This window comes from Blastococcus carthaginiensis, from assembly GCF_030731085.1.
Taxonomy (GTDB): Bacteria; Actinomycetota; Actinomycetes; order Mycobacteriales; family Geodermatophilaceae; genus Blastococcus; species Blastococcus carthaginiensis.
Window position 1 is genome coordinate 1 of record NZ_JASNFN010000029.1, and the last position, 26,126, is coordinate 26,126.

Annotated in this window: 21 protein-coding genes; 7 read left to right on the forward strand and 14 right to left on the reverse strand. The window is 74.2% G+C overall.

Annotation, left to right across the window (positions count from 1 at the left end; genetic code table 11):
* Window positions 1-200: 200 nt before the first annotated feature.
* From QOZ88_RS18670 to QOZ88_RS18685, 4 genes are read right to left on the reverse strand one after another with little or no spacing between them, the layout of a single operon-like run.
* Window positions 201-1,064, reverse strand: a complete 864-nt coding sequence (locus tag QOZ88_RS18670) for an ABC transporter ATP-binding protein (protein ID WP_306001216.1) — start codon at window positions 1,062-1,064, stop codon at window positions 201-203.
* Window positions 1,065-1,094: 30 nt separating this feature from the next.
* Window positions 1,095-1,868, reverse strand: a complete 774-nt coding sequence (locus QOZ88_RS18675) for an ABC transporter permease (RefSeq protein ID WP_306001217.1) — start codon at window positions 1,866-1,868, stop codon at window positions 1,095-1,097.
* On the reverse strand, window positions 1,865-2,632 hold the full coding sequence (locus tag QOZ88_RS18680; protein ID WP_306001218.1) for an ABC transporter permease: 768 nt from the start codon (window positions 2,630-2,632) through the stop codon (window positions 1,865-1,867). Before QOZ88_RS18680 ends, QOZ88_RS18675 begins: the two co-directional genes overlap by 4 nt.
* Window positions 2,633-2,665: 33 nt before the next feature.
* The gene (locus QOZ88_RS18685; RefSeq protein ID WP_306001219.1) at window positions 2,666-3,637 is read right to left on the reverse strand and encodes an ABC transporter substrate-binding protein; all 972 of its coding nucleotides are present in this window, start codon (window positions 3,635-3,637) and stop codon (window positions 2,666-2,668) included.
* Window positions 3,638-3,838: 201 nt separating this feature from the next.
* Between QOZ88_RS18685 and QOZ88_RS18690 the strand changes: the two genes are divergently transcribed.
* Both QOZ88_RS18690 and QOZ88_RS18695 read left to right on the forward strand, forming a co-directional pair.
* A complete protein-coding gene (locus QOZ88_RS18690) occupies window positions 3,839-4,642 on the forward strand; it encodes an IclR family transcriptional regulator domain-containing protein (RefSeq protein WP_306001220.1) in 804 nt (267 codons plus the stop codon).
* Window positions 4,639-5,841, forward strand: coding sequence for an MFS transporter (locus tag QOZ88_RS18695; protein WP_306001221.1), 1,203 nt, complete (start codon window positions 4,639-4,641; stop codon window positions 5,839-5,841). The genes QOZ88_RS18690 and QOZ88_RS18695 overlap by 4 nt, the downstream gene beginning before the upstream one ends.
* A gap of 82 nt (window positions 5,842-5,923) precedes the next feature.
* On the opposite strand, the gene QOZ88_RS18700 is transcribed toward QOZ88_RS18695, so the two are convergent.
* The 5 genes from QOZ88_RS18700 to QOZ88_RS18720 all read right to left on the reverse strand — a co-directional run bounded on the left by QOZ88_RS18700 (window position 5,924) and on the right by QOZ88_RS18720 (window position 11,542).
* Entirely contained in the window at window positions 5,924-6,946 is a 1,023-nt protein-coding gene (locus QOZ88_RS18700; RefSeq protein WP_306001222.1) for an ABC transporter ATP-binding protein, read from the reverse strand.
* Entirely contained in the window at window positions 6,939-8,009 is a 1,071-nt protein-coding gene (locus QOZ88_RS18705; RefSeq protein WP_306001223.1) for an ABC transporter ATP-binding protein, read from the reverse strand. Before QOZ88_RS18705 ends, QOZ88_RS18700 begins: the two co-directional genes overlap by 8 nt.
* Entirely contained in the window at window positions 8,006-9,001 is a 996-nt protein-coding gene (locus tag QOZ88_RS18710; RefSeq protein ID WP_306001224.1) for an ABC transporter permease, read from the reverse strand. Before QOZ88_RS18710 ends, QOZ88_RS18705 begins: the two co-directional genes overlap by 4 nt.
* Window positions 9,002-9,071: 70 nt before the next feature.
* A complete protein-coding gene (locus tag QOZ88_RS18715) occupies window positions 9,072-10,013 on the reverse strand; it encodes an ABC transporter permease (RefSeq protein WP_306001261.1) in 942 nt (313 codons plus the stop codon).
* Window positions 10,010-11,542, reverse strand: coding sequence for an ABC transporter substrate-binding protein (locus QOZ88_RS18720; RefSeq protein ID WP_306001225.1), 1,533 nt, complete (start codon window positions 11,540-11,542; stop codon window positions 10,010-10,012). The genes QOZ88_RS18715 and QOZ88_RS18720 overlap by 4 nt, the downstream gene beginning before the upstream one ends.
* A gap of 175 nt (window positions 11,543-11,717) precedes the next feature.
* On the opposite strand from QOZ88_RS18720, the gene QOZ88_RS18725 reads away from it, so the two are divergent.
* Genes QOZ88_RS18725 through QOZ88_RS18735 form a run of 3 tightly spaced genes read left to right on the forward strand, consistent with a single transcriptional unit; the run spans window position 11,718 to window position 15,000 of the window.
* Window positions 11,718-12,905 (forward strand): hydroxymethylglutaryl-CoA reductase, encoded by a 1,188-nt coding sequence (locus QOZ88_RS18725; protein ID WP_091932263.1) that lies wholly within the window; start codon window positions 11,718-11,720, stop codon window positions 12,903-12,905.
* A 32-nt stretch (window positions 12,906-12,937) separates the two neighbouring features.
* Window positions 12,938-13,960, forward strand: a complete 1,023-nt coding sequence (locus tag QOZ88_RS18730; RefSeq protein ID WP_306001226.1) for a dipeptide epimerase — start codon at window positions 12,938-12,940, stop codon at window positions 13,958-13,960.
* Window positions 13,957-15,000 carry a DUF1611 domain-containing protein gene (locus tag QOZ88_RS18735; protein ID WP_306001227.1) on the forward strand — a complete coding sequence of 348 codons (1,044 nt, stop codon included), beginning with the start codon at window positions 13,957-13,959 and terminating at the stop codon, window positions 14,998-15,000. Before QOZ88_RS18730 ends, QOZ88_RS18735 begins: the two co-directional genes overlap by 4 nt.
* 385 nt (window positions 15,001-15,385) lie before the next feature.
* Here QOZ88_RS18735 and QOZ88_RS18740 read toward each other — a convergent pair whose 3' ends face one another.
* The 4 genes from QOZ88_RS18740 to QOZ88_RS18755 all read right to left on the reverse strand — a co-directional run bounded on the left by QOZ88_RS18740 (window position 15,386) and on the right by QOZ88_RS18755 (window position 20,278).
* Window positions 15,386-16,600 (reverse strand): acyl-CoA dehydrogenase family protein, encoded by a 1,215-nt coding sequence (locus tag QOZ88_RS18740; RefSeq protein WP_306001228.1) that lies wholly within the window; start codon window positions 16,598-16,600, stop codon window positions 15,386-15,388.
* A 17-nt stretch (window positions 16,601-16,617) separates the two neighbouring features.
* Window positions 16,618-17,487 carry a MaoC family dehydratase gene (locus QOZ88_RS18745; protein ID WP_306001229.1) on the reverse strand — a complete coding sequence of 290 codons (870 nt, stop codon included), beginning with the start codon at window positions 17,485-17,487 and terminating at the stop codon, window positions 16,618-16,620.
* Between the two features lies 1 nt (window position 17,488).
* Complete coding sequence (locus QOZ88_RS18750) at window positions 17,489-18,859, reverse strand: 3-oxoacyl-ACP reductase (RefSeq protein ID WP_306001230.1); 1,371 nt, start codon at window positions 18,857-18,859, stop codon at window positions 17,489-17,491.
* A 123-nt stretch (window positions 18,860-18,982) separates the two neighbouring features.
* Window positions 18,983-20,278 carry an acetyl-CoA C-acetyltransferase gene (locus tag QOZ88_RS18755; protein WP_306001231.1) on the reverse strand — a complete coding sequence of 432 codons (1,296 nt, stop codon included), beginning with the start codon at window positions 20,276-20,278 and terminating at the stop codon, window positions 18,983-18,985.
* 61 nt (window positions 20,279-20,339) lie between these two features.
* Between QOZ88_RS18755 and QOZ88_RS18760 the strand changes: the two genes are divergently transcribed.
* Entirely contained in the window at window positions 20,340-21,098 is a 759-nt protein-coding gene (locus QOZ88_RS18760; protein ID WP_306001232.1) for a TetR family transcriptional regulator, read from the forward strand.
* Entirely contained in the window at window positions 21,095-23,146 is a 2,052-nt protein-coding gene (locus QOZ88_RS18765; protein WP_306001233.1) for an acyl-CoA dehydrogenase family protein, read from the forward strand. Before QOZ88_RS18760 ends, QOZ88_RS18765 begins: the two co-directional genes overlap by 4 nt.
* Window positions 23,147-23,363: 217 nt before the next feature.
* Here the strand turns inward: QOZ88_RS18765 and QOZ88_RS18770 are convergent, their stop codons facing one another.
* On the reverse strand, window positions 23,364-26,120 hold the full coding sequence (locus tag QOZ88_RS18770; protein ID WP_306001234.1) for a SpoIIE family protein phosphatase: 2,757 nt from the start codon (window positions 26,118-26,120) through the stop codon (window positions 23,364-23,366).
* Window positions 26,121-26,126: the final 6 nt, after the last annotated feature.

The following is a 26,126-nucleotide window of genomic DNA, read 5'->3' on the forward strand; positions in this document are numbered from 1 at the left end:
GGGGGCGCGGGGGGGGGGGGGGGCGGGCGCCGGGGGGGGGGGGGGCGGCGGGGGGGGGGGGGGGGGCCCCGCCCCCACGGCGCCCGCCGTCGTCCCGGCTTCGCGGAAGTCGGGCCCTCGACGGCCTCCTGGACGCCCACTTCCCGGAAGTCGGACAGCGCGCCGACCGCCGGGGGCCCGACGCCGGCGCCCGCCCGCGGTCAGAACCCCGAGTGGTCGGGGGCCGCCGGTGCGGGGCCGGTCACCGGGCTCGCCGCCGCCGGTTGCGCGGTGTCCGCGGCGTCCTGCTCGGCGTCCTGCTCGTCCTTGGCGCGGTGGATCTGCTCGTAGACACGCGCCCGCAGCTCGGCGAAGCGCGGCGAGGAGCGGGTGGTGAGCTGGTCGCGCTCGTCGGGCAGGTCGATGGTGAGGTCGTCGCGGATCACCGTCGGTGAGTTGGAGAGGATCAGCACCCGCTGGCCGAGGTAGACCGCCTCGTCGATGTCGTGCGTGACGAACAGTGTGGTCACCTGGAACCGGTGCCAGAGGTCGCGGATGAGGTCCTCGAGGTCGGCGCGGGTCTGCGCGTCGACCGCCGCGAACGGCTCGTCCATGAGCAGCACGTGCGGCTCGTAGGCGACCGCGCGGGCGATGGCCACCCGCTGCTGCATGCCGCCGGAGAGCTGCCACGGGTAGGCCGCGTGCGCCTCCGCCAGGCCCACCGCGGCCAGCGACTCCTCGACCAGCTCCTTCCGGCGGGCGGCCGGCAGCTTCTTCTGCTTGAGCGGCAGCTCGACGTTGTCGCGCACCGTCATCCAGGGGAAGAGGCTCCGCCCGTACTCCTGGAAGACCACGGCCATGCCCGGCGGCGGGCCGTTCACGACCTCGCCCTCCATGCGGACCTCACCGGAGGTGGGCTCCAGCAGGCCGGACATGATCTTCAGCAGCGTCGTCTTGCCGCAGCCGGACGGGCCAACGAGGCACGCCAGCTCACCCGCCGGGAGGGTGAACGTCAGGTCGCGGACGGCCTCGACCGTGCGGTCCTTGCTCTCGTAGACCTTCTGGATGCCACGGACGTCGAGCACGGGGGTTCCCCTTCCGGGAGATCGCGGAGGTCAGGAGGAGCGCTGGGCGCGGCGCAGGCCGTGGTACCAGGCGAGCTGCCGGCTCTCGACGAGGCGGAACAGCAGCGACAGCAGGAAGCCGAGCAGGCCGAGCATGAGCATCCCCGCCCACGTCTCGGGGATCGCGAAGCTGCGCTGCGCCTGGACGACGGCGTAACCCAGCCCGTTCTCGGCGGCGAACAGCTCGCTGATCACCATGAGGATGATCGCGACCGAGAGCCCCTGGCGGAGGCCGGCGAAGATCTGCGGGCTGGCACTGGGCAGCACGAGGCGCCGCAGCCGCGACCAGCCGCGGAGGCCGTAGACCCGGCCGGTGTCGCTGAGCACCTCGTCGACGGCCCGCACGCCCTCGACGGTGTTCAGCAGGATCGGCCACATGCAGCCGAAGGCGATGACGACGATCTTCATGCCGTCACCCAGGCCGAACAGCAGGATGAAGATCGGCACGAGCACCGGCGGCGGGATGGCCCGGAAGAACTCGAAGACGGGCTCGGTCAGCGCCCGCACCGTGCGCGAGGTGCCGATGAGCACGCCGAGCGCCAGGGACACCACGACGGCGAGCGCGTACCCGGCGGCCAGCCGGTAGAGGCTGGGCCAGACGTCGGCGGCCAGCCGCGGGCCGAACCACTCCTCGACCAGGCTGTCGAGGATCTCCGACAGCGGCGGGAAGAAGAAGCTGGTGCTGCCGGCGCTCGCGAACCACCAGGCGGCGAGCAGGATCACCGGCAGGCCGAGGGTCATCCCGACCCGGCGCAGCACGCTCACGCCGCCACCTCCGCTCGCTGGGACGGGTGCCACGACAGCGCCCGCCGCTCGACGGCCCGGAAGACCAGGTTGACGATCACGCCGAGGATGCCCGTGGTCACGACGATCGCGTAGGCGGCCACGACCGCGCCGCTGCTCTGGGCCGTGGCGAGCAGCTGCCCCAGCCCCGGCGTGCCGATGACCAGCTCGGCGGTGACCGCGAGGATCAGCGCGACCGCGGCGCCCAGGCGCAGGCCGGTCATGACGTAGGGCAGCGCGGTGGGCCAGGTGACGTACCGGACCCGGGCCCAGGGGCCGAGCCCGTAGGCGCGGGCGGTGTCCTGGGCGACGGGGTCGACGTCCTGCACCCCGTAGAGCACCTGGATGAGGATCTGCCAGAACGACGCGTAGACGACCAGCAGGAGCTCGCTCTCCAGGTCGTTGCCGTACAGCAGGACGGCGATCGGGATGAGCGCCACCGACGGGATCGGCCGCAGGAACTCGATCGTGGACGCGGAGAACTCCCGGGCGAACCGGAACGTGCCCAGCAGTAGCCCCAGCAGCACGCCGGCGACCGCGGCGATGGCCAGGCCGATGGCCCAGCCCTTGAGGGTCTCCAGGACCGCGGTCCAGAACTCGGGCCGGCCGAACTGCGCGACGAGCTCCGCGCCGATCTCCGACGACGGCGGGAACCAGCGCCGCGGGACCAGGCCGATCCGCGGGGCGAGCTCGACCAGCGCGACCAGGGCGAGGAGGCCGAGCAGCCCCAGTGCCCAGGTCGGCACGGGCCGCCGGCGTGCGGGTGGCGGTCGAACCGGTCACGGCAGCAGGGCGTCCAGGTCCGGAGCCTCGTCGAGCAGCCCGTCCTCGACCGCCAGGTCGGAGAGCGTCTGCACCGAGTCGCGGTTGATCTCGGCCGGCCAGGCCGGCAGCGTCATCGCCTCGGCGATCGCCGGGTCGATCTGGGTGTACTCACCGAGGATCTCGCGGACGGCGTCCGGGTTCTCCTGCGCGTACTCCAGCGACTGCGCCATCGCGTCGCTGAAGCACTCGACGGCCTCGGGGTTCACCTGGGCGTACTGCTCGCTGGTGAAGTACGCGGCCACGGTGAGGTCGTCGGCGGTGTCGACGAAGTTCGAGGCCACCACCTGGGCGCCGGCGTCGGTGGCGACGGCCACGAACGGCTCGACCACCCAGGCGGCGTCCACGTTCCCCTGCTGGAGGGCGGCGGCCATCTCCGGGAACGGCAGTTCCACGAAGTCGACGCTGTCGGGGTCCCCGCCCGCGGCACGCACCGACTCGCGCACCGTCGTCGTCCCGATGTTGTTCAGCGTGTTGACCGCCACGGTCCGGCCGGCCAGGTCGGCCGGACCGGTGATGCCGCTGTCGGGGCTGGCGACCACGGCGCCGAAGTCCGCGCCCTGCTCGCCCGTGGAGGCGACGCCGTTGGCGACCACCTGCAGCGGCAGGCCCTCGCTCGCGGCGAGCAGCAGCGAGGTGATGTTGCTGAAGCCGAACTGCGACTGGCCGCTCACCACCGCGGGGACGATGGCGGCACCGCCCTGGCCGGTCTCGAGGGTGAGGTCGAGGCCGCAGTCCTCGAAGAAGCCCTGCTGCTGACCGAGGTAGATCGGGGAGACGTCGACGATCGGGATGACCCCGACCGACACCTGCTCCAGCTCGCCGCCACCGCCGCCGGCCGCGCCGGCGTCAGGCTCCTCGTCGGATCCGCCGCAGGCGGTGACCAGCAGCAGAGGGGCGGCCACGAGCGCAGCCACGGTGCGACGCATGGGATCTCCTTCGATCGACGACCGGGACGTCCAAATCCGTTCGCTCTGCGAACGGCTGTGTGCTCTACGAACGCTCGCACGTGGGTGTGGTCACGTCAATCGGTCGTGACCGGACCGTCATCGGTACGCACTGCGCACCGATGTTCAGCATGCGCACCGTAAGGTGTGGCCGGTCACCATTCTCGGACAGGAGCGTGCGCCGTGACATCCGTGCCCGACGAGCGTCCGGCGCCCACCCGCGACGGCACGTTCGTGCAGTCGCTCGACCGCGGCCTCGCCGTGATCCGCGCCTTCGACGCCGAGCACCCGCGCCTGCAGCTCAGCGAGGTCGCCCGGGCCACCGGGCTGACCCGGGCGGCGGCCCGGCGCTTCCTGCTGACCCTCGTCCAGCTGGGCTACGTGCGCGCCGAGGGACGGGAGTTCTCCCTCCGGCCCCGCGTGCTGGAGCTCGGCTACTCCTACCTGTCGGGGCTCACCCTGCCCGAGGTCGCGCAGCCGCACCTGGAGGCGCTCGTGCAGCGGGTGGAGGAGTCCTCGTCCCTGTCGGTCCTCGACGGCGACGACGTGGTCTACGTCGCGCGGGTGCACACCAAGCGGATCATGACCGTGATGATCACCGTCGGCACCCGGTTCCCCGCGTACGCGACCTCGATGGGGCGGGTGCTGCTCGCCGGGCTCCCTGACGACGAGCTGGACGCCTACCTCGACCGGGCCCGCCTGGAACCGCTCACCGGGCACACCGTCACCGATCCCGGGGTGCTGCGGAAGGTGCTCGACGAGGTGCGGGAACGCGGCTTCGCGATGGTCGACCAGGAACTGGAGGAGGGCCTGCGCTCCGCCGCCGCTCCCGTCCGCGACCGGTCCGGCGCCGTCGTCGCGGCCGTCAACCTGTCGGTCAGCGCCAGCCGCACCTCGCCGGCGCAGCTCGAGCACGAGTACGTGCCGCCGCTGCTGGAGACCGCCGCCCAGATCGGGCACGATCTCGGCCGCAGCACCCGCTCGTGACCGCCCCCGCCACCCGGCGGCGCACCGCCTGGCGGCTGGCGCTCCCGGCCGCCGCCCTCGTGCTGGTCGCGCTGTGCCTGCGCGCGCCGTTCGCCGCCGTCGGCCCGCTGCTCGCCGAGCTCGGCGACGAGCTGACCCTCTCCACCGGCGCGCTGGCGGTCGTCACCGCGCTCCCGCTGGTCTGCTTCGGGCTGGTCTCGCCGTTCGCGCCGGCCCTGGCCGCCCGGCTGGGGCTGCACCGGGCCGTGCTGCTCGGCGTCGTCGCGCTGGCGGCCGGCATCGTGCTGCGGCTGGCCGGCGTCCCGGGGCTGTTCGCGGGCACGGTGCTGCTCACCGGCGGCATCGCCGTGGCCAACGTGCTCCTGCCGGCCGCGGCCCGCGCGGAGTACGGCAACCGCAGCGCCGTGGTGCTCGGGATGATCGTCGCCGCCATGGCCGCCTCGGCGAGCATCGGCGCGGGGCTGGCCCAGCCGCTGGCCGCGGCCGGTGGCAGCGCCGTCACCGGCCTGCTGCTGTGGGTGGTCCCGGTGCTGGCGGCGCTGCTCGGGATGGCCGCGCTCACCCGCGCGCGCCGGGCGGTCCCGCCCCCGCCGGCGGCCCCGGCAGGCGCCCGCACCGCCGTGCTCCGCGACCGGGTGGCGCTGGCGGTGACGCTCTTCTTCGGGTTCCAGTCGCTGTCGTTCTACGCGATGCTCACCTGGCTGGCCGAGGTGCTGGAGGCGGAGGCCGGCGTCTCGCCGGTGGCCGCCGGCGGCCTGCTGGCGCTCGCCGCCGCGCTGGGCCTCCCCGCGTCGCTCGTCGTCCCCCCGCTGGCCGCGCGCCGCCCGGGCCAGGGCGCGTGGGTGCTGGCCGGCACGCTCCCGGTGCTCGCCGGCATCACCGGCCTGCTGGTCGCCCCGGCAGCCGCCCCGCTGCTGTGGACCGTGCTCTACGGCGTCGGCACCGGCATCTCCTTCCCGCTGGCGATGACGCTGATCTTGCAGCGCACCCGCGACGTCGGCCAGACCGGACGGCTCTCGGCGTCCGCGCAGAGCGTGGGGTACCTGGTGGCCGCGACCGGGCCCCTCGCCGTCGGGCTGCTGCACGAGGTGACCGGCGGGTGGGCGCCCGGGCTCTGGCTGCTGCTCGGCGTCGTGGTCGCCCAGCTCACCGTCGGGCTGGCCGCCGCCCGCCCCCGGCTGGTCGGCGAGTCGGTCTGAGAACCCGCCCGACGGTGTGCGCCGAGGCGGACTCCGGCGCACCGGCACTGCCCACCGGCGCGCACCACGGGCGCGGCGCCGGTCAGGGGTCGGCGGTGACGCCCTCGGGGGTGCGGGTGACCGGCGTGCCCTCGACGCCGTGCAGGTGGCAGGCCGCCAGCTGGCCGGGCGCGCCGGCCGGCTGCAGCGCCGGGTCGACGTCGTCGCACGGTTCGAACACGTACGGGCAGCGGGTGCGGAACCGGCAGCCCGAGGGGACGTCGGACGGCGAGGGGACGTCGCCGCGCAGCACGATCCGCTCCCGCGCCCGCTCCTTGGCGGGGTGCGGCACGGGCACCGCCGACAGCAGCGCCTGGGTGTAGGGCATCTGCGGGTCGCTGCCCACGGCCGCCGCCGGCCCGATCTCCACGATCCGCCCCAGGTACATGACGGCGATCCGGTCGGAGATGTGCCGGACGGCGGAGAGGTCGTGGGAGATGAACAGCAGCGTGAGCCCCAGCTGCCGCTGCAGCCGGCGCAGCAGGTTGAGCACCTGGGCCTGCACGCTCACGTCGAGGGAGGCGATCGCCTCGTCGCACACCAGGAAGTCCGGCTCGCCGGCCAGCGCCCGGGCGATGCCGACGCGCTGGCGCTGACCACCGGAGAACTCGTGCGGGTAACGCCCCGCGACCGCCGGGTCCAGGCCGACCAGCTCCAGCAGCTCGGCCACGCGGGTGGCCTTGTCACGACCCTTCCGCAGCCCGTGCACCTCCAGCGGTTCGCTGACGGTCTGGGCGACGGTGCGCCGCGGGTCCAGCGAGGCGAACGGGTCCTGGAACACCATCCCGGCCCGCCGGCGCATCTCCTTGAGCCCGCGGCGGTCCAGCGAGGTGACGTCGGTGCCGTCGAAGGTCACGCTGCCCCCCGTCGGCGGGACCAGCCGCAGCAGCGCGTTGCCCAGCGTGGACTTCCCGCAGCCGGACTCCCCCACCAGGCCGAGCGTCTCGCCGCGCAGCACGTCGAGGTCCACCCCGTCGACGGCGCGCAGCACGCCGGCCGCCTTCCCCTTGCCGCGCACGGGGAAGTGCACCTCCAGCCCGCGGGCGGAGACCAGGACGTCACCCACGGGGCACCTCCTCCTCGGCGCACCAGGTCGCCGCCCGGTGCGGCAGCCCGGCACCGTCGCCCGCGTGCGCGCCGGAGGCGGTGGCGCCGCCCGGCCCGGCCGCCGCGGCGCGGGGGACGACCGCCAGCGGCGGCTGCTCGGTCTCGCAGCGCGGATCGGCCCGCACCGGGCAGCGCGGCCAGAAGACGCAGCCCGGCGGGAGGTCGGTGGGCGGCGGCGGCAGCCCCGGGACGGCGGTGAGCTCGGGCACCTCGCCGTCGGGGCCCACCGGCGCGGCGAGGTCGGGCAGCGAGCCGAGCAGCCCGCGCGTGTACGGGTGCGCCGGGCGCTCCAGGACGTCGTCGACCGTGCCGTCCTCGACGCACCGCCCGCCGTACATGACCAGCACGCGGTCGGCGATGCCGGCGACCACGCCGAGGTCGTGGGTGATCCAGATGACGCCGGTGCCGTGCTCGTCCTGCAGCTTCTCGACCAGGTCGATGATCTGCGCCTGCACCGTCACGTCCAGCGCCGTGGTGGCCTCGTCGGCGATCAGCAGCGACGGCGAGTTGCTCAGCGCGATCGCGATGACCACCCGCTGGCGCATGCCGCCCGACAGTTCGTGCGGGTAGCGGTCCAGCGCCCGCTCGGGGTCGGGGAGCCCGACCTCGCGCAGCAGCTCCGCCGCCCGCTCGCGCGCCGCCTGCTTGGAGACGTCGCCGTGCGCGCGGATGCCCTCGACCAGCTGCCGGCCGATGGTGAGCACCGGGTTGAGCGACGTCATCGGGTCCTGGAACACCATGCCCGCGCCGGGGCCGCGCACCTGGCGCAGCCGCTGGGGGGGCATGGTCAGCAGGTCCTCCCCCTGCAGCACGGCGCGCCCGGTCACCGTGGCCACCCGGGCGGGGAGCAGGCCCAGCAGCGCCAGCACCGAGACGCTCTTGCCGCTGCCCGACTCCCCCACGACGGCGACGGTCTCCCCCGCGCCCACGGTGTAGCTCAGCCCGTTGACGACGTCGGCCGGGCCGCGCGGGGTGCGCAGCCGCACCCGCAGGTCCTCGACCTCCAGCACCGGCGCGGTCACGCGTTCCCCCCGGTCTCCGCGGCGGCCGCCGCTCCGGCCGCGCGGGAACCCCCGGCCATCTGGGTGCGCTGGCGCGGGTCGAGCACGTCGCGCAGCCCGTCGCCGAGCAGGTTGAAGCAGAGCACGGTCAGGAAGATCGCCATCCCCGGGAAGAACGCCAGCCACCAGGCCAGCTCGATGAAGCCGCGCCCCTCGGCCAGCATCAGCCCCCACGAGGGGTTCGGCGGCTGGGTGCCCAGGCCGAGGAACGACAGCGCCGCCTCGGCCAGCACCGCGAACGCCAGGCTGATCGAGGTCTGCACGATGATCGGCGGCGCGGCGTTGGGCAGGATGTGGCGGGTCAGGATCCGCCAGTCCGAGGCCCCCACCGACCGGGACGCCCGCACGTACACCTCCTCGCGCACACCCAGCACGCTGGCGCGGGTGACCCGGGCGAAGATCGGCGTGTAGACGATGCCGATGGCCAGCGCCGTGTTGCCCGAGCCGGGCCCGCGGACGGCGAGGACGGCGATCGCCAGCAGCACGGCCGGGAAGGCGAACAGCATGTCCATGAACCGCATGAGGACGTCGTCGACCCGTTTGCCGTAGTAGCCGGCGAGCAGGCCGATCAGGGTGCCGACGACGAGCGCGAACCCGACCGCGAGGAACCCCACCCGCAGTGACACCGAGGCGCCGAGGATGACCCGGCTGAGGATGTCGCGGCCGAGGTCGTCGGTGCCGAACGGGTGCTCCCAGCTGGGCGGCTGGAGCCGGTCGGCCACCGAGATCTCGTTGGCGCCCTCCGGGGCGAGGGTGTCGTCGAAGACCGCCACGACCACGATGAGCAGCAGCACCACCGAGGCGATCGCCGCCGTCGGGTTGTGCGCCAGCAGGCTCAGCGTCTCCTGCCAGCGCGGGCGGGCCGGGCGCAGCGTGGCGGCCGGGGACGTGCCCGGGGCACCCGCGGGGGTGTCCGGGGAGCCACCCGGTTCGGGGACGGGGGCGCCGGTCATGGCAGCACGCCTCGGCTGGGGGTCGCCCGCAGATCTCGGCGGTAGGTCGCCCGCAGGACTCGGCGGTACGTCATCGCCGGATCCGGGGGTCGATGGCGGAGTAGAGCAGGTCGACGACGAGGTTGATCACCAGGAAGACCACCGCGAAGAGCAGGATCGCGCCCTGCAGCACCGGGTAGTCACGCGCCTGGACCGCCTGCAGCGCGAGCTGCCCCAGCCCCGGCCACGAGAAGACGATCTCGACGACGACCACCCCCGAGAGCAGGTAGGCCAGCTGCACGCCGGTCACCGTGACCAGCGGCAGCAGCGCGTTGCGCAGCACGTGCCAGGTGAACACCTGCCGGGTGCCCAGCCCCTTCGCCTGCGCCGTCCGCACGTGGTCGGCGCCCAGGGCTTCGAGCACGCTGGACCGCACGAACCGGGTGATCACCGAGCCGGAGACGACGCCGGTGACCAGCGCCGGCATGAGCAGCCGCTGGAACCAGGCGCCCGGGTCCTCGGTCAGCGGGACGTAGCCGCCCGAGGGCAGCCAGCCGAGCGTCCCGGCGAAGACCAGGATGAGCACGATGCCCATCCAGAAGTCGGGCACCGAGATGCCGAACTGGCTGATCACGGTGGCCACCCGGTCGACCAGCGACCGGGGGCGCAGCGCCGAGACCGTGCCCAGCGGGACGGCGATGAGCAGCGCCACGAGGATGGAGGCGAACGCCAGCGTCAGCGTGGCCGGCAGCCGCTCGGCGATCTGGGAGGTCACAGTCTCCCCGCTGCGGAAGCTCACCCCCAGGTCGCCGGTGAGCGCCCGGCCGAACCAGCCGAAGAACTGCTCGACCAGCGGCTGGTCCAGCCCGGACCGCTCGCGCAGGGCGTCGTAGCTCTCCTGGGAGAACCGCGTGCCCAGCGCGAGCCGCACCGGATCGCCCGGTACCAGGTGCACCAGGCCGAAGACGATGACGCTCACCCCGGCGAGGACGACCGCGGACTGGCCGATCCGCCGGAGGACGTAGCCGGTCAGGGGAGCTCCACGTCCTCGAAGTTGATCGCCTTGTCGGGCCGGATCGTGTAGCCGGTCAGCCCGGGCGCCCAGGCCTGCACCACGTTGGGGTTGTAGAGGTACAGGTAGGAGACGTCGTCGACGATCATCCGCACCGCCTCGTTGTAGAGCTCCTTGCGGGTGTCGCGGTCGGTCTCGCTGGAGGCCGCCTGCAGGAGCCGGTCGACCTCCGGGTTGCTGTAGCCCTGGTAGTTGTTCACCCCGCCGGTGATGTGCTGGGAGTGGTAGTAGTCGAACGGGTCCAGGTTGCCCAGCCAGCCGAGCATGAAGGCGTCGAAGTCACCCTGCGCCTGCCGGTCCAGCCAGGTCGCGAAGTCCACCGTCTGGACGTCGACGTTGATCCCGATCGGCTCGAGCTGGCTGGCGATCACCTGGGCGGCGGTCACCGTCTCGGGGAACTCGTCGGTGACCATCAGCCCCATCTCGATGGGGAGCGCGACGCCGGACTCCTCCAGCAACTGGCGGGCCGCTTCGGCGTCGGCCTCGAACGGCGCGTAGTCCGAGGCGAAGAAGTTGCCCTCGGGGATGGCCGTCTGGTTGGCCTGGGCCGCGCCGAAGCGCGCCGCCTCGGTGACCGACTCCCGGTCGATCGCCGTCGCGATCGCCTGGCGCACCAGCGGGTCGGCGAACGGCTCCCGGGCGAAGTTCATCGACATGTACCAGTAGTCGACGCTCGGGATGCTCTCCAGCTGGACGTCCTCGTTGCCCTGGAGCGACTCGATCTGCTGCGGCGGCACGTTGTCGGTCCACTGCACCTCGCCGTTCTCCAGCGCGGTGAGCGCCGCCGCCGGCTCGGTGATGTAGCGGAACTCGACGCCGGCGAGCTCCGGCGCGCCACCCCAGTAGTCCTCGTAGGCGGCCAGCTGGGTGCTGCTGGCGTCGAAGCTCTCCAGCGTGAAGGGCCCGGTGCCCACCGCCTCCGTCTTGAGGTCGTACTCCTCCGCCGCCCCTTCGGGGAGGATCGCCATGCCCTTGAAGCCACCGATCAGCGCCGGCAGGTTGGGCGTGGGCTGGGCGACCGTGATCTCCACCGTCTGCGGGTCGACCGCCTCCACCGACTCGACGTTCTCGAACCGGTAGGCGTTCTGGAGCTCCTCGTCCATGATCCGGTTGTAGGAGTAGACGACGTCGGCGGCGTCGAACTCGCTGCCGTCGTGGAACGTGACGCCCTCGCGCAGGGTGAACGTCCAGGTGAGCCCGTCCTCGCTGGTCTCCCACGACTCCGCCAGGCTCGGCACCATCGTCAGGTCGTCGGGGCTCGGGACGACCAGGGTGTCGTAGACGTTCTCCAGCACCTGGAAGCTCGGATAGGCGCTGGTGGCGTGCGGATCCAGCTGGTCGGGCTGGGCGCCGACCGCGGCGACGAGGGTGTTGTCCCCACCCCCACCGCCGCCGTCCACGCCGGTGTCGACGCTCTCCCCACCGCCGCTGCACGCACTGAGGGCGAGCGCACCGACGGCGCCCAGGGAGATCAATCGGGTGGTGCGCACGGGAACCTCCGAGGTCGGGGCAGGTCGTCCACCTCGACCTTGCTCCCGTACCCGCAGGTTGGCGACTCGGGCGAGGGGGATCGTTGCCGGTTCGAGACCCGCCGGTGGGCAGGCGGCGGCGGGTGATCCAGCTCACAATCACGGTGTCCCCACCGTCGTCCCGCCGAGGTGTCCCATGACCGACGTCCGTCCCTCGCACCGCGCCCGCATCCCCCGCGACCGGGAGCACGACTACACCGACGAGATGGCGCACAAGCGGCAGGCCTTCGTCGCCGAGCAGACCGGGGCGGGGCTCGACCACGTCGGCCGTTACTCCATCGACCCCGCCGTCCTCCCGGGCAACGTCGAGAACTTCACCGGCGTCGCCCAGGTGCCCCTCGGCCTGGCCGGCCCGCTGACCCTGCGCGGGGAGCACGCCCGGGGCGACTTCTTCGTGCCGATGGCCACGACCGAGGGCACGCTGGTGGCCAGCTACAACCGCGGCATGCGGGTCATCGGCGAGTGCGGTGGCGCGCGGACCACCGTCGTCGACGACCACATGCAGCGCGCACCCGCCTTCATGCTCGACGACGCGCTGGCGGCCCGGGAGTTCGGCCGCTGGGTCGACGAGCACATCGACGGCATCCGGGCGGCGGCCGAGGCCACGACCCGCTCGGGGAAGCTCACCTACATCGGCCAGCACCAGATCGGCCCGCTGCGCTACCTGCGGGTGAACTACACGACCGGGGACGCCGCCGGCCAGAACATGACCGGCAAGGCGACGCTCGCCGCCTGCGAGTGGATCCGCGAGAACCACCCCGACCACCCGCGCTACGTCCTCTCCGGCGCGATCGACACCGACAAGAAGCACTCGCAGATCAACATGCTGATGACGCGGGGCAAGCGCGTCGTCGCCGAGGTGACCATCCCCGACGAGGTGCTGCGCCGGCTCACCGGCGTCAGCACCCGGCAGCTGTTCGAGTACCGGCAGGTCGGCATGGCCGGCGCCTTCATGTCCGGCGCGGCCTACAACGGCGCGCACGCCGCCAACGGGCTGACGGCGATGTTCATCGCCACCGGGCAGGACGCCGCCAACGTCGCCGAGTCGCACTCCGGCGTCACCTACACCCAGCTCCTGGAGAACGGCGACTACTACTGGTCGACGACGCTGACCTCGCTGATCGTCGCCACCTACGGCGGGGGCACGGGGCTGCCCACCCAGCGGGAGTGCCTGGAGGTGCTGGGCTGCTACGGCGCGGACAAGGTGCACAAGTTCGCCGAGATCTGCGCCGGGGTGGTGCTGGCCGGCGACATCTCGCTGACCTCGGCGATCCTGGCCGGTGACTGGGTCACCAGCCACGACGCCCTCGGCCGCAACCGGTAGCCGCAGGCCGCCACGGGCACGAGACTGCCCGGGTGGAGCTCACCTGCCGTCCCCTGACGCTGCACCTGCGCGACACGTTCACCATCGCCCGCTCGTCGGTGGACACCGAGGAGGTGCTCGTCGTCGAGGTGGACGACGGGGGCGTCCGCGGGCGCGGTGAGGGGGCACCGGTGGCCTACTGGGGGGAGTCGGTCACCGGGATGGCCGACGCCGTCGCCGCGGACGGGCGCGCCCTGCTGGGTGGGGACCTGCGCGACGTCGAGGGCATCGCCCGCCGGCTGCGCGCCTGGGACGGCCCGCAGGGGGCGAAGATGGCGCTCGACGGCGCGGTGCACGACTGGGTGGGCCGCCGCTACGGCCGGCCGGTGTGGCGGCTGCTGGGGCTCGACGGGGTGCTGCCGCCGACCAGCTTCACGATCGGGATCGCGTCCGTCGAGGAGACCGTCGCCCGCGTGCAGCGCGCCCCCGGCTTCGCCGTCTACAAGGTGAAGGTCGGCGGCCCGGCGGACCTGGAGCGGCTGGAGGCGATCCGCTCGGTCACCGGCGCCCCGCTGCGGATCGACGGCAACGAGGGGTGGACGTTCGACCAGGCCCGCGAGCTGCTGCCCCGGCTGCGGGAGCTGGGGGTGGAGATGGTGGAGCAGCCGTTCCCCGCCGGCGACCTGGACTCCTTCGCCCGCTACCGCGAGCTCCCCGACCGGCTGCCGGTCTTCGTCGACGAGGGCTGCAAGGACCTCGCCTCGGTGCCCGCGGTCGCCGGCTACGCCGACGGCATCGTGGTCAAGCTGGCCAAGTGCGGCGGCATCCGCGAGGCGCAGCGGATGCTGGCGGCGGCCGCGGCGCTCGACCTGCGGGTGATGCTCGGCTGCATGATCGAGTCGCAGCTCGGCATCGCCCAGGCCGCCCAGCTCGGCCCGCTGGCCGACCTGGTGGACCTGGACGCCCACCTGCTCGTCTCGGACCAGCCCTTCACGGGTCTGGGGCTCGACGCGGGGCGGGTGGTGCTGCCCGACGCACCCGGTCTGGGGCTCGAGCCGGCCGGGGGCGCGGCGTGAGCGGGGAGCGGCTGGCGGTCCTGACCGGGGGGCAGTTGGCCGAGAGCTACGCCAAGACCGCCCACGGGGTGCTGCGCTACGGCACCCGGGAGGTGGTGTGCGTGGTCGACCCGGCGCACACCGGGCGGCGGGCGGTCGACGTCGTCCCCTTCTGCGTCTCCCCCGCCCCCGTGGTCGCCGACGTCGCGGCGGCCCGGGAGCTCGGCGCGACGACGGTGCTGCTCGGCGTCGCGCCGCTGGGCGGCCGGCTGACGGCCGCCTGGCGGGAGGCGCTGCTGACCGCGCTCCGGCTGGGCATGCACGTCGAGGCCGGTCTGCACACCGACCTGGGCGCCGACCCCGAGCTCGCGGCCGCGGCCCGGGCGTCCGGCGTCGGAATCCACGACCTGCGCGCGGTGCCGGACGACCTCGGGGTCCCCCTCGCCGGGCCGGTCGGGGCCCGCGTGGTGCACACCGTCGGGTCGGACTGCGCGATCGGGAAGATGAGCGTCGTCCTCGAGCTGGACCGGGCCGCCCGCGACCGGGGGCTGCGCTCGGTCTTCGTGGCGACCGGGCAGACCGGGGTCGCCATCTCGGGCTGGGGCATGGCCGTCGACCACGTGATCTCCGACTTCGTCGCCGGCGCCGCCGACCGGCTGGTGCGCGAGGGCGCCGGGCGCGGCGACCTGCTCTGGCTGGAGGGGCAGGGCTCGATCTACCACCCGGCCTACTCGGGGGTGACCCTCGGCCTGCTGCACGGGTCGTCGGCGGACGCGCTGGTGCTGTGCCACCGCGCGGGGCGCACCGCGATCGCCGACTACCCGGCCACGGCCCTGCCGCCCCTGGCGGAGATCGTCCGCGGCTACGAGCAGGCCGCCGGCTGGGTGCGCCCGGTGCGGGTCGCCGCCGTCGCGCTGAACACCGCCGGGCTCGACGACGCCGCCGCGCAGCGGGCCGTGGAGGACGCCGCGGCGGAGACCGGGCTGGTCACCGACGACGTCGTCCGCTCCGGCGCCGACCGGGTCCTCGACGCCGTGCTGGCGGCGCTGGATCGGGGGTGAGCGGCGACGCCGCCGGAGAGACCCCCGACCCCACCCGAGGGGCCCTGACCGCACCCGACTGGCTCCCCCTCCGGTCCGAGGGTCCCACCACACCACCTCACCCCGAGGGGAGTAGCGGGGGGGCCCCCCCCCCCGGGGCGCCCCCGCCACCCCGGGGGCGCGCCCCCCCCCCGCCCCGCCCCCCCGCCCCCCCCCCCCCCCCCCGGGGGGCCCCCCCCCCCCCCCCCCCCCGGGCGCCCCCCCGCTACTCACGTGGACCGGCTACCAGCCGAGCCCGTCCACCCGGTCCGGCGACCGCCGCACGGGTGTCCCACCGGTTCCGGACGCCACGACCGCGTCCGGGAGGCATGCCGCCGAACCCCCGGATGGACGATCGTGGTCCGCCTCAGCGCACGTGCACGCCCGAGATGGTGCGGGCGATGACCAGGCGCTGGATCTCGGACGTCCCCTCGAAGATCGTGTAGATCTTCGCGTCCCGCGCCATCCGCTCGACCGGGTAGTCCCGGGTGTAGCCGTTCCCGCCGAGGATCTGCATCGCCTGCTCGGTGACCCGGACCGCCGTCTCCCCGGCGACCAGCTTGGACATCGAGCCCTCGGCAGCGGTGAACTGCTGGCCGTTGCGGGCCATCCAGGCCGCCCGCCACACCAGCAGCCGGGCGGCGTCGATCCGCGTCCGCATGTCGGCGAGCTGGAAGGCGATCGCCTGGTTCTCGATGATCGGGCGCCCGAACTGCACCCGCTGCTTCGCGTAGTCCAGCGCGTAGTCGTAGGCGGCCCGCGCCACCCCGACCGCCTGCGCGCCGACGGCCGGCCGGGTGCGCTCGAAGGTCGCCATCGACGGCTGGCTGCGCCCGCTCTGCACGCCTTCGCGGGCACGGGCGAGCCGCTCCTCGAGCTTCTCGCGGCCGCCGAGCAGGCAGTCGCCGGGGATGCGGCACCCGTCGAGCACGACCTCGGCGGTGTGCGAGGCGCGGATGCCGTGCTTGAGGAACTTCTGCCCCTGGCTGATGCCCAACGTGTGTGGCGGGACGACGAAGCTCGCGTGCCCGCGGGCCTTGAGCTCCGGGTCGACGACGGCGGTGACCACGTGGATGTCGGCGATCCCGCCGTTGGTGGCCCAGGTCTTGGTGCCGGTCAGCACCCACTCGTCGGTCGCCTCGTCGTAGACGGCCCGGGTGCGCATCGCCCCGACGTCGGAGCCGGCGTCGGGCTCGCTCGAGCAGAACGCCGCCACCTTCGGCTGGGCTGGCGTGCCGAACATCGCCGGGATCCACTGCCCGACCTGCTCGTCGGTGCCGTTGGCCCGCACCGAGGCAGCCGCCAGGGTGGTGCCGACGATCGCCAGCCCGATCCCGGCGTCACCCCAGAAGAGCTCCTCCATGGTGAGCGGGATGCCGAGGCCGGACTCGTCGAACCACTGGGTGGCGAAGAAGTCCAGCGAGTAGAGGCCGATCTTGGCCGCCTCCCGCAGGACCTCCCACGGGAACGCCTCCCGCTCGTCGTACTCGGCCGCGGCCGGGCGCACGACGTCCGCGGCGAACTCGTGCACCCACTTCTGCAGCTCGAGCTGGTCCTCGGTGAGATCGAACGACACGGGCATGCTCGGGATCCTCGCTGCTAGAGGGGCCGGATGGTGACGACGACGTGCTCGGTGCCGCTCGTCGCGTTGCGGACCGCGGCATCCCAGCCACCCTCGGCCTGCGCCGTCGACAGCGTGACCGTCGAGGGCAGGAACAGCGGCTTGCGGAAGGCCACGTCGACGGTGAGCGCCCCGGGCAGCCGGTTCTCCAGCGCCGCCAGCACCCGCGCCTTGACCCACATGCCGTGCGCGATCGCCCGCTTGAAGCCGAACGCCTTGGCGGTCAGCCCCGAGAGGTGGATCGGGTTGACGTCGCCGGAGACCTGGGCGTAGCGGCGGCCGGCGTCGTCCGGCACCCGCCAGGTGGCGACCGCACGGTCGAGGTCCCCCACCGCCACCGTCACATCGGATTCCGGCGCACCGTCGGGCGCCGTCGCCCCGCGCGCCAGGTAGGTCGACCGCGACCGCCACACCTCGGCGCCCGCCGACCGCACCGAGGCGCACAGGCCGACGGTCGCCCCGCTGCGGTGCCGCGCGAACCGCTCGGCCCAGACCTCGAGGTCCAGCGGCTCGGTCGTGCCGATCGGGCGCAGCACGTCGATGCGGTTGCGCACGTGCACCAGCCCGGGCAGGGCCAGCGGGAACGCGCGGTCGCTCATCAGCGCCAGCTGCAGGGGGAAGGTGAGCACGTGCGGGTAGGTCGCCGGCAGCGCGTCGGCCAGCGGGGACCGGCAGACGCGGGCGTAGTCGGCGAGGTTCGCCGGGTCGACGGTCACGCCGGTGCGCGCGAGCCGGGTGCCGGGCAGCTCCCCGCCCCGGCCGCGCGCGGTGAGCGCCGCCTTCGCGAACAGCGCCGCCATGTTCGGCGGCTGCTCGAGGACCGTGCGCCCGGCGGAGGACTCGGCCATCTCAGGCACCCAGCATCGACTGGCCGCAGACCCGCACGGTCTGGCCGTTGACCCCGGCGCTGGCCGGCTGCGACAGCCACGCGATGGTCTCGGCGACGTCGACCGGCAGCCCGCCCTGCTGCAGCGAGTTGATCCGCGACCCGATCTCCCGGGTGCCGAAGGGCATCTTCGCCGTCATCTCGGTGACGATGAAGCCCGGTGCGACGGCGTTGATGGTGGCCCCGCGCGCCGCGAACTCCGGCGCCCACGCGCGCACCATGCCGATGACACCGGCCTTGCTCGCGGCGTAGTTGGTCTGGCCGCGGTTGCCGGCGATGCCCGACTGCGAGGAGACGCAGACGACCCGGGCACCGTCCCGGAGCACCCCGTCGGCGTCCAGCAGCGCCTGGGTGATGTCCAGCTGCGCCTGCAGGTTCACCGCCATGACGGTGTTCCACCGGGCGGCGTCCATGTTCACCAGCAGTTTGTCGCGGGTGATGCCGGCGTTGTGCACGACGACGTCGACACCCTGTCGTCCGTCCGCGGCGCGCCGCTCGCGCAGGTGCTCGACCAGCCGCTGCGAGGCGTCGGCGGCGGTGATGTCCAGCTGCAGCGCCGTCCCGCCGATCTCGTTGGCCACCCGGGCCAGGGCGTCGCCGGCGGCGGGGACGTCGACGGCGACCACGTGGGCGCCGTCCCGGGCCATGACCTTCGCGATCTCGGCGCCGATGCCGCGCGCCGCGCCGGTGACCACGGCGACCTTGCCGGCCAGCGGCTTCTCCTCGTCCGGGTTCGCCGGGACGTCGGCCGCCGAGAGCGTGAGCAGCTGCCCGTCGACGTAGGCCGAGCGGCCGGAGAGGAAGAACCGCAGCGGGGCGGCGAGCGAGGCCTCGGCGCCCTCGGGCACGAAGACGGCGTTCGCCGTCGACCCGTCCAGCAGCTCCTTGCCGACGGAGCGGACCAGTCCGTCCACCGCCTGGCGCGCCGCGGCCTGCGCCGGGGTGGTGGCGTCCGCGGGCGGGTCGGCGAGGACGAGCACCCGCCCGGAGGCGCGCAGCCGCTTGATCGCCGGGGCGAGGAAGTCGTGCGCGCTCGCCAGGTCGGCGGGGCCGGTGAGCCCGGAGGCGTCGAGGACCACCGCGCCCAGCTCCTCGCCGCCGGTCGCGCCGTCCGCGGTCACCGGCGACTGCACGGTCACCCCGGCGTCCCGGAGGACCGCGGTGACGGTGTCGCGCAGCCGGCCCGCACCGGCCGAGCCGATCACCACCGGGCCCGGGAGCAGCGGCTGCCCGGGCTCGTAGCGGCGCAGCTCCACCGGGCGCGGCAGGCCCAGTTGCTTGGTGATCGTCGTGCCGAAGCCGGAGTTGGCGAAGTTCGTGTACCAGTCAGCCACTGAAATCTCTCCAGAAGGGGGTCGGGGGGCGCACGCTGAAGCCGCCTGACCGGACGTCCAGCCGGGCCGTGGCGCGGCTGGACGTCCGGTGGCACGGGTGGAGCCGGACGGCGTCGTCCGGGTTCAGGACTCGAGGATGGCGACGACGCCCTGGCCGCCGGCGGCGCAGACGGAGATGAGCCCGCGCTTGCCGGGGCCCGCCTCGTGCAGCATCTTCGCCAGGCTGGCCACGATGCGCCCGCCGGTCGCGGCGAAGGGGTGCCCGGCCGCCAGCGAGGAGCCGTTCACGTTGAGCTTGGCCCGGTCGATCGAGCCCAGCGGCGCGTCGAGGCCCAGCTTCTCCTTGCAGAACGCGGCATCCTCCCAGGCCTTCATCGTCGCGAGCACCGTGGAGGCGAACGCCTCGTGGATCTCGTAGAAGTCGAAGTCCTGCAGGGTGAGGCCGTTGCGGGCCAGCATCACCGGCACGGCGTAGACCGGCGCCATGAGCAGCCCCTCGCCACCGTGCACGTAGTCGACGGCGGCGGTCTGCGCGTCCACCAGGTGGGCCAGCACCGGCAGCCCCTTCGCCTCGGCCCACTCGTCGGAGGCCAGCAGCACGGCGGAGGCGCCGTCGGTGAGCGGGGTCGAGTTACCCGCGGTCATCGTGGCCCCCTCGCCCGTGCCGAACACCGGCGTGAGCTTCGCGAGCTTCTCCACGCTGGAGTCGGGGCGCAGGTTGTTGTCGCGGGCGAGGCCGAGGAACGGCGTCACCAGGTCGTCGAAGAAGCCGCGGTCGTAGGCGGCGGCCATGCGCTGGTGCGACCGGGCGGCGAGCTCGTCCTGCTCCTCGCGGCCGATCTCCCACTCCGCCGCGGTGATCGCGGCGTGGTCACCCATCGCCAGACCCGTGCGCGGCTCGGCGTTGCGCGGGATCTCGGGGACGATCATGCCCGGCCGGATCCGCGCCAGCGCCTTGAGCCGGTCCTGCACCGTCTTCGCGCTGTTCAGGGAGATCAGCACCCGGCGCAGGTCGTCGCCGACCGCGAGCGGCGCGTCGGAGGTGGTGTCCACGCCCCCGGCGATGCCCGACTCGACCTGGCCCAGCGCGATCTTGTTGGCGACGAGGACCGCCGCCTCCAGCCCGGTGCCGCAGGCCTGCTGGACGTCGTAGGCCGGGGTCGTCGGCGCGAGCTTCGAACCGAGCACCGCCTCGCGGGTGAGGTTGAAGTCCCGCGCGTGCTTGAGGACGGCGCCGGCGGCGACCTCCCCCACCGACTCGCCCTGGAGCCCGAAACGGGCGACCAGCCCGTCGAGGGTCGCGGTGAGCATGTCCTGGTTCGACGCCCGGGCGTAGGCGGTGCCGGACCGTGCGAACGGGATCCGGTTGCCGCCGACGATCGCCGCCCTGCGCGTCGCGGGCTTCGCGTTCTCCGCCATGGGGACCTCCGTGGTGGGGGATGAGTGGCCGGTACCGACAGTACCCGGTACCGTCGGTGCCGTGAGACTCGAGGCGATGAGCCCGTCGTCGCAGCCGGGCACCCCGGCCGGACGCCGGCGCCGGACCAGCGGGGACGCCCAGGAGCGTGCCGAGCACCGGGCGGGGCCGACCGCCGCCCGGGTCAGCACCCGCGACCGGCGCGACTCCCGGTGGGACGAGCACCGCCGCGCCCGCCGGGCCGCACTGGTCGACGCGGCGGTCGTCGCGGTCGGCCGGCACGGCGCCGGCGTGGGCATGGACGAGATCGCCGCGGTGGCCGGCACCAGCAAGACCGTCGTCTACCGGCACTTCGCCGACCGCAGCGACCTGCACGTCGCCGTCTGCACCCGGGTCGCCGAGCAGCTCGTCCCGGCCCTGCGCGCCGCGATGGGCAGCTCCGACCAGCCGCGCGACATGCTCGGCGCCGCCGTCGAGGCCTACCTGGCCTTCCTGGAGGCCGATCCGGAGCTGTACCGCTTCGTCGTCCACGGCCCCGCTGGCTCGTCCGACGCCGACGACCCCATCACCGGCCTCTCCGACCTCGTCGGCGAGCAGGCGGCCGCCATCCTGGCGCCCGCCCTCGGCCGGTCCGGCCGCGATCCGCTGGCCGCCGCTCCGTGGGGCCACGCCGTCGTCGGCCTGGTCCGCGCCGCCGCCGACTGGTGGCTGCGCGCCGGGCGCCCCATGCCGCGCCGCGAGCTCGCCGTCCACCTCACCGACCTGGCCTGGGCCGGGCTCTCCGGCGTCGTGACCACCGAACCCCGCAAGGAGGACCTGTGACGAGCACCCTGCCCCCCACGGTCGACCCGGCCCGCCTCCAGGAGGCGCTCGACGGCCGCTGGGCGCACGTGCGTCGCGACGCCCGCGAGAACCTGCACGACCCGGAGATGCTGCCGGTCTACGGCGAGTCGACGGCCGAGGCGCGGGAGCGGGTCACCCGCATGGCGGCGAAGCTCGCCGAGTCCGGCCGGGTCACCCTCGGCTTCCCCAAGGAGTTCGGCGGCGAGGCCGACGCCGGCGGGTCGGTGACCTCGATCGAGATGCTGGCCTTCGTCGACCTCTCGCTCATGGTCAAGGCCGGCGTCCAGTGGGGCCTGTTCGGCGGCGCCGTGCAGCTGCTCGGCACGCGCCGGCACCACGAGACCTACCTGCCCGGCATCATGGGCTTCGAGCTGCCCGGCTGCTTCGCCATGACCGAGACCGGGCACGGCTCCGACGTCCAGCAGCTGCGCACCACCTGCACCTACGACCCGGCGACGCAGACCTTCGACCTGCACACCCCGCACGAGGCCGCGCGCAAGGACTACATCGGCAACGCCGCGAAGGACGGCCGGATGGCGGTCGTCTTCGCCCAGCTGGTCACCCAGGGGAAGAACCACGGCGTGCACGCGTGGCTGGTGCCGATCCGCGACGAGGACGGCAACCCGATGCCGGGGGTCACCATCGGCGACGACGGCCCCAAGGCCGGGCTGCTCGGCGTCGACAACGGCCGGCTCACCTTCGACCACGTCACCGTCCCGCGCGACATGCTGCTCGACCGCTACGGGCAGGTCGCCGAGGACGGCACCTACACCTCGAGCATCGAGAACGAGACCCGGCGCTTCTTCACCATGCTCGGCACGCTCGTGCGCGGCCGGGTCAGCGTCGGCGGCTCGGCGGCGTCGGCCACGAAGCTCGCCCTGGACATCGCCGTCCGGTACGGCAACACCCGCCGCCAGTTCGCCGCCCCCGGCGAGGAGCGCGAGATCGTCATCAACGACTACCGCGTGCACCAGCGCAAGTTGCTGCCGGCGCTGGCGAAGACCTACGCGCTGCACTTCGCCCAGGGCGAGCTGGTCAGCACCATGCACGACGTCCAGACGGCGGTGCACGAGCACGGGCAGGAGATCGACGAGCCGGCCCAGCGCGAGCTGGAGTCCCGCGCCGCCGGGCTCAAGGTGGCCCAGACCTGGCACGCCACCCGCACCATCCAGATGTGCCGCGAGGCGTGCGGCGGAGCGGGCTACCTGCAGGAGAACCGGCTGCCGCACCTCAAGGCCGACACCGACGTCTTCACCACCTTCGAGGGCGACAACACCGTCCTGCTGCAGCTGGTGGCCAAGGGGCTGCTCACGGGCTACCGCGACGCCTTCGGCTCGCTGGACGGCTGGGGCCGGGTCGGCTTCGTGGCCGACATGGTGCGCGAGACCGTGCTGGAGCGGACGGCGGCCCGCGCGCTCATCCAGCGGCTGGTCGACGCCGTCCCCGGCCGGGACGACGAGGTGCCGATGCTCGACCGCGGCTGGCAGCTGAAGATGTTCGAGTTCCGCGAGAAGCACGCGCTCGAGGGGGCGATCCGGCGGCTGCGCAAGAACTCGACGACCCCCGGCATGGCCCCGTTCGACATGTTCAACGACGTCCAGGACCACGTGCTGAAGACGGCGGAGGCGCACATCGACCGGATCGTGCTCGAGGCCTTCGTGGACGCCGTCGACCGCACCGCCGACCCGGCGGCGAAGGAGCTCCTCGACACCGTGTGCGACCTGTACGCGCTGAGCATCATCGAGGAGGACAAGGGCTGGTTCCTCGAGCACGGGCAGCTGACCCCGTCTCGGGCCAAGACGCTGACGGCCACGGTCAACGCCCTGCTCAAGGAGCTGCGGCCGCACATCACCACGCTGGTGGACGGGTTCGCCATCCCGGCCGGCTGGAAGGCCGCGGCGATCCTGGAGGAGGAGCCGGGCCGGCAGGAGGCGATGGCCGCCCGCGACGCCGAGCTGCGCGCGGGGAACGGCGGGGGCACCCCCGAGGGAACCGCGACCGACCTCGACGTGCCGCCCGGCCAGTAGCGGAAGGACCCCGCATCCTCCGGCCCTCGCAGGCTGGGGCGGGGCCCCGCGGAGTGCCGTTCCAGCACGGTCGCGGCCCCGGGACGGGACGGTTTCAGCACAGTCGCGCTCTGCCCACCCAGGCGGGGCAGAGAGCGACTGTCCGGGAACCCTGGTGCCGTGCCCCGGACCCGGCGGCCGGGCTGCCCGTCGTCGGCGCGTCCGCCCCGCGGGGGCGTCAGTCCTCGGGCACCAGCCGGACGGCCAGGACGGCGACGTCGTCCTCGGCGTCGGGCAGGATCATCCGCGCCAGCACCCGGTCGCACAGCTCGTCGAGCGGGAACCCGCCGCACTCGCCGAGCACCTCCAGCAGCTGCTCGGTACCCGCGTCGATGTCGCGGTCGCGGCGCTCGACCAGCCCGTCGGTGTAGAGGAGCACCGTGGAGCCCGGGGCCAGGACGGCGACGTGGTCCTCCCGCACCGTCTCCGGCGCCACGCCCAGCAGCAGGTCGGCCTGCTTGCCGTCGAGGAGGACGACGCTGCCGTCGGAGGCCAGCAGCGCCGGCGGCGGGTGCCCCGCGTTGGCCCAGCGCAGCCGCATCCGCCCGGCCTCGTCGTCGGGTTCGGGCTCCAGCTGGGCGACCAGCGCGGTGGCCATCGTGTTCAGCGCCAGCCCCTGGACGGCGCGGTCGAGCTCGGTGAGCACCTCCGCCGGGGAGCCGCCGCTGGAGTAGCTGATCCCCCGCAGCAGGCCCCGTACCTGGCCCATCGCCGCGGCCGCCCGGGTGTCGTGGCCGACGACGTCGCCGATCGCGAGCACCGTCGTCCCACCGCGCTGCAGGAACGCGTCGTACCAGTCGCCCCCGATCTCGGCACCCTCGGCGGCCGGCACGTACCGGACGACGATCTCGCAGTGCTCCGGCTGCGGCGGCTCGGTGAGCATGCTGCGCTGCAGTGCGTCGGCCAGGTCGCGCTGCTGGCCGTACAGCCGGGCCTGGTGCAGGGCCAGCCCCGCGCGCCGGCCGATCTCCACCGCGGTGTCCACCTCGGCCTCGCCGAGCGGACCGCGCTCCTCCCGGGTGAACAGCCCCAGGGCGCCGAGCACCTGGCCGCGCGCCACCAGCGGCACCGCCACCCCGGCTCCCGCCCCCAGCCGGGCGAAGCGCTCGCGGGCGGCGGCATCGGGCAGCGCCCGGGTCACCTGGTCCCACTCGATGACCGGCAGGAGCACCGGACGACCGGTGGTGATGACCCGCCGTGCAGCCGATTCCTCGCTCATCGAGGCCACCATCGCGCTGACGTAGGCCTCGACCTCGCCCCCGCGGGTGGGGTCGCGGTGGCTGCTGGCCACGTCGTGCAACCGGCCCTGCTCGTCGGTGACCACGATCCAGCACCAGTCGGCCAGCTCGGGCACGACCAGCGAGGCCAGCCGGCCGATCTGCTGGTCGATGTCGAGCGTGCCGGAGAGCACCCGGCCGGCGTCCGCGAGCAGCCGCAGCCGCTGGTTGGCCTGCGCCATCGCCGCGACCGCCGCACCGCGCTCGGCCTCGGACTGCAGGCGCGAGACGCTCAGCGCGATCTGGGCGGCGAGCGCCTCGAGCACCTCGACGTCGTCACCGGTGAATTCGTGCTCGGTGGTCCAGACCACGAGGAAGGAGCCGAGCAGCCGCCCCTCGACCCGCAGCGGGACGGTGGCCAGCGCCCGCAGCCCGAGCAGCTCGATGACGGGCTCCAGCGCGGGGAACCGGGCCACCGCGTCGGTGCGGTCGCTCAGCAGGATGCGGCGCCCGTGCCGGGCCGCGTGCTGGGCCGGCAGCGCGTCGTCCATCGGCAGGACGACGGCGTCGAGCGGCCCGGCGTCCGGCGCACTCTCCTGGACGGTGGCCACCAGGTTGCCGGTCATGCGCAGCCGCAGCGGGCCGCCGGCGGAGTCGAAGACGGCCAGCGCGCTGGACTCCGCGCCCAGCACGTGGGCCCCGCGCAGCGCGATGTCGGCGAGCTGGTCGAGCCGCGCGGCGTTGGCCAGCTCGGCCGCCACCTCGGCGATCGCGGCGGCCCGCTGTACGGCGGTGAGCCGCCGCTGCGCCTGCCCGCGCGCCTCGGTGATGTCCACGGCGGTGCCGAGCACCCGGGCCGGCGCGCCGGTCGCGTCCGCCACCACCCGGCCGCGGCCCAGCACCCAGCGCGTGCCGCCGTCCTCGCGCAGCGCCCGGAACTCCACGGTGTAGTCGCCGCGCTGCTCGATCGCGACCCGCATGGCCTCGGCGATGGCGGCGTGGTCGTCGGGGTGCACGTGCGTGACCAGGACGTCGTCCAGCGAGTCGAGGTCCACCGCCGAGTCCAGGCCGAACAGCGCGGCGCACCGGTCGTCCCAGTGGATGGTCCCGGTGCGCAGGTCCCGCTCCCAGATGCCGACGGAGCTCGCCTCCAGGGCCACGTCCAGCCAGGCCCGCGAGGTGCCGACCGCCGACTGGGCCGCGGAGAGCTCCAGCTCGGCGACGACGGAGGCGGCCAGCTGCTCCAGCAGCTCGGCGGCGTCCTCGGACCAGGTGCGCGGCGCGGCGTCGTAGGCGGCCAGGGCCCCCACCACCTGGCCCGAGGCGGCCAGGAGAGGGGCGCCCAGGTAGGCACCGACCGCGCCGGAGACGACGGCGGGCAGCTGCGCGACCCGTTCGTCCTCGGCGGCCGCCGCGATCTTCAGCGGCCGGCCCTGGCGGACCGTGATGGCCGAGAGCGCGCCCGTGGCCAGCGCCGGACCGCCCACCACGCCGGCGGGCAGCCCGTACCCGCCGACGACGACGTCGTGGTCGGTGAAGAGCGTGACCTTGGCGTGGCCGACGTCCAGGAGCCGGGCGGCCAGGGCCGACAACCGGTCGAAGGCGGCCGGCCCCGGGACCTCCAGCAGCAGCCGACGTGCCGCGGCGATCCGCAGCGGATCGGTGAGCGGGCCCCCCCCGGACTGCTCATCGTGAACGGCGGAGCCTGTCGTGGCCACGCACCC